Source organism: Vibrio jasicida CAIM 1864 = LMG 25398, from assembly GCF_000400365.1.
Classification (GTDB): Bacteria; Pseudomonadota; Gammaproteobacteria; order Enterobacterales; family Vibrionaceae; genus Vibrio; species Vibrio jasicida.
The window spans coordinates 1-8,942 of the sequence record NZ_BAOG01000230.1 but is presented as its reverse complement, the minus strand read 5'-3'; the positions used below and the strand labels follow the sequence as shown (position 1 = coordinate 8,942).

Genomic DNA, 8,942 nt, shown 5'->3' with positions numbered 1-8,942 from the left:
TGAATGGTAGACATATGGTTCACCTCGTTCTGAGAGCCTACTCTAAGCGTAGGGCTTGAGAGTGAGGCGGACCATATAATTAGCCCCGTCCATGCGGGGCTCTATCAGGAATCGCTAAGTTTACTTCTTCAGATTCATTTCTGATTCTACAGCGTTGGTTTCGATGTCTGGGTTAGAAGACAGTTTGCCTGTTGCCCAGTCATTCATGTGTTTTAGAATAGCTTTTAACGCATGTTTTTCAGTCGGCGCTTCTGATGTTTCAACTTCAATTTTTTGCTTAGGGTGAGAACCCGTTGCGTCTTCAGCCACGTGCAACCAATCTGGGTGCCAGTAATAAGGTTGACCTGATGGTGTGCTCCATGCATGAACACCGTTGGTTTCGCCTTTGTATTGGATGTCGTTTTCGTTGTACTTAGTCATTATTATCGTCTCTCATAGTCATGAGTTGAGGTGTGCATCACCATTACTCTATAAATGTAACAGATGTCATCGAAAATAATGTGACAACTATCTATTAATCTTGTTGATAAATAATCGATTCCGCTGCACAGCTCTCATTCAGGTCAGTTAACGTACTTTTTCTGATAGTAACCCTATTTAAATTAGGTGCTTAGCTCGGTTTACTGACCATTCAAATGCTTGATGATAGCCGCTTTAGCGTGTTCTTCAGTCGCCGTTTCACCAATCGGAACGTCTAAGTCTGCTTTTGGGTGGACTCCGAGTGCATCTTCTGCAATATGTAGCCAATCTGGATGCCAATAATATGGGTTACTTCCTTCTGGATGATCCCGGCTATGAACGCCTTGGTGTACACCTCGGTATGAGAGGTCATCCATCGTAAACATTTTCATCATTTCCTCCCGTGTTGATTTTCATGCCTTTGAAAGTATGGAACATAAATTCTCATTTCGTATAGCGAATTGGTATCACTAAGATTGATTAATTACGTTACGACTTTGATAGTGGTGATATCGGATTGCGGGCGTGAAGTATGCTAAGGTGCCTCGGTAGTGATGAATGAGGGAAACATGAACCGATACCGCCAACTCGCTGAATTGTTCAAAATTCAAATTCAGCAAAATACATGGAGAGCAGGGGAGAAGCTCCCTTCAGTGCGTGTCACCAGCCGTAATCACAATGTTAGTGCAGGGACGGTCTTACAGGCGTATCAACTGCTAGAGGCGCAAGGTTGGGTGAGCGCTAAACCTCAGTCTGGCTATTTTGTTACGGCGGAACTGGAACGTTTAGAACCGAATGACCTAGATAAGAGTCTCTATCGCACTTCGGTAAACGATGAGTTGTATGAGTTCCTTAAACACCAGTCTGCGCCAGAGAGTATTAAGCTTGGATCGGCATTTCCTGATCCGACGTTGTTTCCTCTGGATGCGCTTAACCGCAACCTAGCCAGTTCAGGCCGCAAAATGGGGCCAGAGACACTACTTGATAATCTTCCTCCAGGCAGTGAATCGTTACGCCGTTTAATTGCACAGCGTTATATTCAGCAGGGACTTGTGTTGAGTCATGACGATATTGTCATTACCTCTGGCGCGATGGAAGCGCTAAATTTGAGCCTTCAAGCAGTGACTCGACCTGGTGATACGGTTGTAATTGAAACTCCGACTTTCTATGGGGCTCTTCAAGCGATCGAGCGATTGGGCTTAAACGCGATAACAGTCCGTGTGGATGCTAAGGATGGTCATTCGCTTGAGCAAATAGAGGCTGTGTTTGCCAATCATGATGTGCGTGCTTGTTGGCTAATGACCAATTTCCATAATCCGACCGGAACTTCCCTTAATGACTTGCAAAAGCAAGGAATCGTTGAGTTGGCAAATCGTTACGATGTGTATGTAGTAGAGGATGATGTTTATTCAGAGTTGTATTTTTCAGAGACGAAACCTGCGCCTTTAAAATCGTTTGATACTCAGGAGCGAGTGCTGCATTGCGGTTCATTTTCGAAAAGCTTATGCCCTGGTTATCGGTTAGGTTGGGTAGTAAATAAACGCTTTAACGAGCCGATTCAAAAACTTCAACTCATGTCGACCTTGTCGGGCAGTGCTCCTATTCAACAAGGCGTGGCGCACTATCTGCAAAATGACAGCTATGACAATCATCTTAGAAAGCTGCGCAAAGAATTACAGTTACGCCAAACAAGGTTTGTGGCTTTAATAGATAAATACTTACCTAAATCCGTTGACTATTGTCTTCCTCAAGGCGGGTACTTCATGTGGCTTAAATTACCTCCAAGTTTGAATGGTAAGGCCATTTACCAAGCTCTCATCTCTGATAACGTGACGGTGGCGTATGGCAAGCTTTTCTCTGTTGATGACCAGTATCAAGACTATCTAAGGCTGAACACCTCGCTGCCTGTTGATGAAAACCTAAAACAGGCTATATGCAAATTGGGTGACTTACTTCACTAAAGGAACTGTTTAACGTTTTTTTGGCCTAACTGTACTAAAGCGGTTTACCGGTCATGTGCTTCAATCGATTGTAGAGTAATTGCAATATTGGAGTGACAATGAAAAAACAGTTGGTAAAACATGAAGTAAGATTGGTAGCTGTTGCTATTTTTAGCGCATTTCTGTTGGTATTTGCGCACCTTATTTTGGCGAAGTCTTTCTCGCATATGGCTTGGACAGAGTACACCGCGGCCGTGATCCCTTTCATTATGTTTGGCTTATGTGTGTTGGGCGTTAAGTACGCAGAACATGCAGATAGAGAAGGGGATGGAGAGCAGTAAAATCATGAAAAATTTAGGAAGAGAGAATGAAGAGTGCATGGTTGCTTGCGTTATCTATGATCGCCTTTGGGTGCTCAGCGAAACAAGATGTAGAACCTAAGTCGGTTACCCTAGTCTATGATCACTCAAAATTGACTGCGGAGATACAAGCCGATAATCATTTCGAGGCTCATGTCGATAATGATAAAGAGCGTATCGATTTATCTGGCTTGGTACGGAAACTTCACCCTGACTACCAGTTAGATGTCTTGGTGATTAAGTCTAGTAAGACTCAGCATGCAACAAATCAAATTAGTACGTCATTGTTGATCAAACAAAAAGAGATTGAAAAACCTATTTTGATTGGTGGTGTTTATCAGCATACGGTGGTCAATGACGAGAACAACAACCCGACAGTGACAGAATCAGCCAGTGTGATGAGCGTTAAGTTGAATTTATAGTAGTTGGCAACGGAACCTATCTGTGAGATCCGCGACAAAATAAAAGACCTCCACATGGGAGGTCTTTTTAATTCTGTATCACTCGGTGGTGATTAGAAGTTCGCAGAGCGAGGTGTACGTGGGAACGGGATAACGTCACGTACGTTGCCCATACCAGTCACGTAAGAGACTAAACGCTCAAAGCCTAGACCAAAGCCAGCGTGTGGCACTGTGCCGTATTTACGTAGGTCACGGTACCAGCTCATGTGTTCTGGGTCGATACCCACTTCACGCATGCGCTCGTCTAGGATGTCTAAACGTTCTTCACGCTGAGAACCACCGATGATTTCACCGATGCCCGGTGCTAGTACGTCCATTGCAGCTACCGTCTTACCGTCATCGTTAGCACGCATGTAGAATGCTTTGATGTCTTTCGGGTAGTTCTTCACGATTACTGGCGCTTTGAAGTGCTCTTCCGCAAGGAAACGCTCGTGCTCAGAAGACATGTCGATACCCCATTCAACTGGGAATTCGAATTCACGACCTGAATCAAGAAGGATCTGGATTGCGTCAGTGTAGTCTACTTGTGCAAAGTCAGAAGATACGAATTGCTCTAGACGAGTGATTGCTTCTTTGTCGATGCGTTGAGCAAAGAACTCAAGGTCATCACGACACTCAGCAAGAACCGCTTTGAACACGAATTTCAGCATGTCTTCAGCCAGTTTCGCTACGTCATCCAGTTCTGCGAACGCAACTTCAGGTTCAACCATCCAGAATTCCGCTAGGTGGCGGCTGGTGTTTGAGTTTTCAGCGCGGAAAGTTGGACCGAACGTGTAAACTTTACTTAGTGCACAAGCGTAAGCTTCTGCGTTTAGCTGGCCAGATACGGTTAGGAACGTCTCTTTACCGAAGAAGTCTTCGTTGTAGTCCACTTTACCAGCGTCAGTACGAGGTAGGTTTTCCATGTCTAGCGTAGATACGCGGAACATTTCACCAGCACCTTCTGCATCTGAAGCTGTGATCAACGGCGCAGATACCCAAAAGTAACCTTGCTCATGGTAGAAGCGGTGGATTGCTTGAGATAGGCAGTTACGTACACGTGCTACCGCACCGATTACGTTTGTGCGCGGACGTAGGTGCGCCACTTCACGTAGGTACTCGATAGAGTGACGAGTTTTTGCCATTGGGTAAGTGTCAGCATCTTCAACCCAACCAACTACTTTAACGTCAGTCGCGGCTAGTTCGAAGTCTTGGCCTTTCGCAGGAGAGGCAACAATCTTACCAGTTACTTCAACAGAGCAGCCAGTGGTTAGCTTAAGTACTTCGTCGTCGTAATTATTAAGATTATTAGGGACCACGGCCTGAATCGGGTCGAAACAAGAGCCGTCATAAATGGCAAGGAAAGAGATTCCAGCTTTGGAATCACGACGTGAACGGATCCAGCCACGAACAGTTACTTCACTGTCTACTGCTAGCTGACCTTTCAAAACGTCTGATACAGGCGCGTAAGTCATGTTTGAAATATTCTCCATTGAGGTAAAAATTCAACTCAACACTTACTACATTGCTTGCTTTAAACGGCTTTGTTTAAAAAACGAGCGAAGCGTTGAATTGGATAGAATTTTACAGATTCATCGGGACATATTACCTGTCAATTCGTCAGCTTCAACCTTTATATTCAATTTGGAGGGGAGAAATTTCTTATTTACTTGCCCTTTGTTCCTCAGACAGCGTAAATTGGTTAAGTAATAGCTCTAGACGTTCCGAAAGCTGCTCCAAATCAACGCTGATGTCACGTGTGTGAGATGCAGATTGCGAAGTTTCATTCGCGTGTCTTGTGATGGTGTCGACTTTCAACTGAATGTGTTTGCTCACCTCTGACGTCGTTTGTGTTTGATGTTGAATGTTTTCTGCATGTCTCAAAACTTGATGCATTTCGTCTACTACATCGCGCATGGTTTCGGAGAGCGCTTCGACATCGACGGAACGCTGATGAGCAAACTGGCACACATTATCGACCGAAGTGAGCGACTCTTCACTGCCTTGTTGAAATTGCACGATGATGCTTTCTATATTGCTGGTCGCTTGCGCTGTCCGAGATGCAAGGTTACGGACTTCATCTGCGACAACGGCAAATCCACGGCCTTGGTCACCTGCACGAGCTGCTTCAATTGCGGCATTGAGAGCCAGTAGGTTGGTTTGTTCCGCAATACCTTTGATGACACCCAGGATGGATGATACTTCTGCGGTTTGTTGATTCAATGTTGTGATCTTCTCGCGCACCTTGTCGATATCGGTCACTAGGTTCTTGATGTCTTCACTTACATGGTGCGCTTGACCAGCACTGGCGGTTGCGACATCAACTGTATGGTTGACCAACGTTGTTGCATCAACGGTCGCTTGTTCTACGACACTTTGTTGTTGCAGCATGTCAGTGATATTGGTTTGCACTTCATTGGTTTCTACTTGCTGGTTGTCCGCCGCTTCATCGGTAGATTGAGCAACGTCGGTTAAGCGTCCGGCTGACCCCGCCAGTGAATGCGATGTTTCCTGAACTTTGTCCAAGCTTTGTGAAACCGTATCCATAAAGGAATTGATAGAATCCGATAACTGTCCAACTTCGTCTTTTTGCTTATGCTCTAAACGTATGGATAGATCCTTGCTCGCACTGACATTCGACATAAAACGCGACGTCATTTGTATTGGTCTAACGATGATTCTACGAATCAATCCCATGGTAATTAAAAAGCCCACAAACGCGATAACTGACATGATGCCCATTGCAAACATGGCTTGTTTATTGATAAGAGAATTCACATGGCTCATGTTGTATTCCAAGCGGATTGCACCTAACACTTCGCCTTCTGGGGCAATATGGCAAGACACACAATTCGTACCACGATAGTTTTCGCTTGATTTCATCGGCAGTGCAACCACCAAGCCTTTCCCCCAATCCGCACTGAAAGGCTCAATCACCAACTCACCGTTTAATGCTCTCTGGTCAATGTCATCTATCGGTTTTTGATTCGCATCGCCAGCGCCGTAAAATTTAGAGACTGCATCAGCACGAAGTACGCGCACTTGCTCTATGCCTTCTTGAGCGAGCGCTTTTTGTCGTAGGGTTTCTTTTTGCGACATCGTACCGGTGAGCATCATCATATTTAGGCTATCGAAGTAGTTGCTTGCTTTATCGTGTAGTTGTTCACTCAGCACGTCATTAATAAGTGTCTTTTGTTGAAAGTATTGATAGCCAGTCGATGCAGCTAACACGCAAGTGAAGACAACTATCAATGCCAGTAACAGTTTGAAGGTAATCGTTGAGCGCATATTTTTATAAGTGTAATTGGAACGAATTCCACAATATTAAGGGCTTAGCGTGGTATGAGCGATGGATAGGGCGAATGAATGTGACCCTAGACAACGTAGGGTTATGTAAATGTGATGTAAGTAGGGTGTAATCAATGGATTGGCGCTGCGCCAATTTTTAGACGAAGGGGGGCCTAAATTTCAATTATTCTTTCTTGTTTAACCGGTTGTTAACCCGAGGTCGTGTAATCTCTTTTTGTACTCTTAGAGTCGTCAAAGTAGGGAAGTTTGGGGTATGTATGACCCTACTTCATTTTCCTAACCATTTTTCTGGAATCTCCAGATTTGGCAATCTTCAAGATGTTTGGAGGTTGCCGTTTTTTATCAGTTAATCATTCTGAATCAGTGAATCGTTTTCCTCTTTCTCATGTTATTGATAAAGGTTGTCATTAAAGGGTGAATTCCTTAGTATTGCGTGTCTTTTTAAAGCCTGAGAATCAAGATGAAAACAGAATTATACAAAGAGTTTATGTTCGAAGCAGCACATCACCTGCCGCACGTACCGGAAGGTCACAAGTGTGGTCGTTTGCACGGACACTCTTTCTTAGTTCGTCTTTATGTAGAGGGTGAAGTTGACCCGCATACAGGTTGGGTGATTGATTTTTCAGAAATCAAAGCGGCATTCAAACCAACTTACGATCGTTTGGATCATTACTACTTGAATGATATCGAAGGTCTAGAAAACCCAACAAGTGAAGTACTCGCGAAGTGGATTTGGCAAGAGCTTAAGCCAAGTTTGCCGCTACTGAGTAAAGTTGAGATCAAAGAAACTTGTACCGCAGGTTGTATCTACAAAGGCGAATAATTTCGTTCTGTACACAGACAATAAAGGCAAGCCAATCGGCTTGCCTTTTTCGTTTGTTAGCCTGAGATCAGAGACAAAAGAGGTCAGTACCCAATTCCGTTTCGTAGGGCGAATTGGACTAACTCAGAATGAGTTTCTAATTCCAGCATGTCCATCAACCGGTATTTGTGAGACTCAATCGTTCGTGGACTCAAATTAAGCGCTATCGCGATTTGTTTTGCAGACAAGCCGTTGGCTATGTGCCCGAGGACATCACATTGACGACGACTTAGTCTTAACATTTTGTTGTTCTCATTACTCGTCTTCATGTCTGGCTTGTGTAAGCTGCGATGCAACTTAGAGTGCTGCCAATAAGAAAGCCAAACTTGCGAAAGAAATGTGACTTGATTCAATTGGGCTTCATTCAAACCACAACGATTTTCGCCAAAAATAGTAAATGAAACGCCACCCCAGCGTTGACCAAACTGACTCAGTGGGATGGTGTAATGGCAACATGCGCCTTGTGCTGCCAGCATTCTTAGTAATGCCACATCACTACTTTCAAGCGAAGCTCGGTTGAAAATCTGAGTTTGTTCCGAGTTACCGATAAGACGAAGGTACCTCTCGGCGTCTTCTATGCCGACTTGCTCTGCTGTGACGACTTTATGTGGTGGACGTGCGACAGCAAGCGTTTTCCCTTGGTTGAAAAACAGCATTGAGTTGGGAAACATGGTCATTCGATCGATTTCGAACCAGTTCATGGCTTCCGTCATGAATTCGCGAAGTTTGACTTCGCACTTGTCTGCTTCAGAGGAGGTAAGTGATGTTGCTTGCCTCATCATAAGCGCTTCAAAAGTTTCAGCTTCTATTGTCTTACCTATCTCACTGTCCATTAAAACGACTCGTACGGAATGAATTTTATAAATGCAGTAATTTTACTCTACATTCTGACTATCAGATTTTGCAAAATGTCGGTGCTTTATTTCGAACTTCTTGGAATAACGCACATGCTTCCTATTTGGTGAATGGGTGGGGGAAGATCTATTCTAAACCTAAATATTACACCTTTATAGGCAGATACACAGACTTTAAGTATAGGTTTTTGGCGAGCAGCTGTTTCAAATTTGGCTAATTTTATCGCCATCCGGAGGGGTAACAATGAAAATGATGAAGCTTCGCTACCGTGCAGGGGCGTATGGTAAATGGGTTGAAGTAGTGGTGTCTGCGTTTGTTGCAGAAGAGTTAGCAAAGGAGTACACCGGTTACGGCTGGCAAGCGGAAGTCGTAACGGTATGATTTTGGGAGGAAGGCAGGTGTGCTAATTACCCTGCCTTTACAACATAAATAACATCGATGCCTAATCTATCAGTTCAGAGAATGACGCAAGATCAGCGCTTTTCCACTCTCTTCATAAATTGTCTTTTGGGTGTTATCGAACCCTGCCGATTCAAACAATCTAATTCCAATGTCATTACTACTAGATACTGTCGCACACACAGAGCTGCTTTCAGTGTCAATCGCGTAGCCATAGATCATCAGTTTTTGTAGCGTTGCTTTTCCAATTCCTTGCTGTTGAAAGCGCTTATCGACCATAAGATAGCTTAAACCCAATTCATGGCGTTTGGCAAAGGGA

At 44.2% G+C, this 8,942-nt stretch carries 11 protein-coding genes; 5 read left to right on the top strand and 6 right to left on the bottom strand.

The genetic code is table 11. The features are described 5' to 3' along the window. Positions 1-120 precede the first annotated feature (120 nt). Positions 121-420, bottom strand: coding sequence for a hypothetical protein (locus tag VJL_RS27105; RefSeq protein WP_038873539.1), 300 nt, complete (start codon positions 418-420; stop codon positions 121-123). A gap of 200 nt (positions 421-620) precedes the next feature. Further along, positions 621-851, bottom strand: coding sequence for a hypothetical protein (locus VJL_RS27100; protein ID WP_038882458.1), 231 nt, complete (start codon positions 849-851; stop codon positions 621-623). Positions 852-1,028: 177 nt separating this feature from the next. Here VJL_RS27100 and VJL_RS27095 point away from each other — a divergent pair, with 177 nt between their 5' ends. The 3 genes from VJL_RS27095 (at position 1,029) to VJL_RS27085 (ending at position 3,180) form a co-directional block, all read left to right on the top strand. Then, positions 1,029-2,420, top strand: coding sequence for an aminotransferase-like domain-containing protein (locus VJL_RS27095; protein ID WP_038882457.1), 1,392 nt, complete (start codon positions 1,029-1,031; stop codon positions 2,418-2,420). A 98-nt stretch (positions 2,421-2,518) separates the two neighbouring features. Then, positions 2,519-2,740, top strand: a complete 222-nt coding sequence (locus tag VJL_RS27090) for a hypothetical protein (RefSeq protein WP_038882456.1) — start codon at positions 2,519-2,521, stop codon at positions 2,738-2,740. Between the two features lie 26 nt (positions 2,741-2,766). Next, the gene (locus tag VJL_RS27085) at positions 2,767-3,180 is read left to right on the top strand and encodes a hypothetical protein (RefSeq protein WP_038873527.1); all 414 of its coding nucleotides are present in this window, start codon (positions 2,767-2,769) and stop codon (positions 3,178-3,180) included. Positions 3,181-3,272: 92 nt separating this feature from the next. Here VJL_RS27085 and asnS read toward each other — a convergent pair whose 3' ends face one another. Both asnS and VJL_RS27075 read right to left on the bottom strand, forming a co-directional pair. After that, a complete protein-coding gene (asnS, locus tag VJL_RS27080) occupies positions 3,273-4,673 on the bottom strand; it encodes an asparagine--tRNA ligase (protein ID WP_038882455.1) in 1,401 nt (466 codons plus the stop codon). A 187-nt stretch (positions 4,674-4,860) separates the two neighbouring features. After that, positions 4,861-6,486 carry a methyl-accepting chemotaxis protein gene (locus VJL_RS27075; RefSeq protein ID WP_038882454.1) on the bottom strand — a complete coding sequence of 542 codons (1,626 nt, stop codon included), beginning with the start codon at positions 6,484-6,486 and terminating at the stop codon, positions 4,861-4,863. Positions 6,487-6,967: 481 nt separating this feature from the next. Here VJL_RS27075 and queD point away from each other — a divergent pair, with 481 nt between their 5' ends. Further along, complete coding sequence (gene queD / locus VJL_RS27070; protein ID WP_038873519.1) at positions 6,968-7,330, top strand: 6-carboxytetrahydropterin synthase QueD; 363 nt, start codon at positions 6,968-6,970, stop codon at positions 7,328-7,330. Positions 7,331-7,413: 83 nt separating this feature from the next. On the opposite strand, the gene VJL_RS27065 is transcribed toward queD, so the two are convergent. Beyond that, positions 7,414-8,202 (bottom strand): response regulator transcription factor, encoded by a 789-nt coding sequence (locus VJL_RS27065; RefSeq protein WP_038882453.1) that lies wholly within the window; start codon positions 8,200-8,202, stop codon positions 7,414-7,416. Positions 8,203-8,467: 265 nt separating this feature from the next. On the opposite strand from VJL_RS27065, the gene VJL_RS29790 reads away from it, so the two are divergent. Beyond that, positions 8,468-8,605 (top strand): hypothetical protein, encoded by a 138-nt coding sequence (locus tag VJL_RS29790; RefSeq protein ID WP_164492046.1) that lies wholly within the window; start codon positions 8,468-8,470, stop codon positions 8,603-8,605. Positions 8,606-8,674: 69 nt separating this feature from the next. Here VJL_RS29790 and VJL_RS27060 read toward each other — a convergent pair. After that, a partial coding sequence (locus VJL_RS27060; RefSeq protein WP_038882452.1) for a GNAT family N-acetyltransferase occupies positions 8,675-8,942 on the bottom strand: 268 nt, incomplete at its 5' end.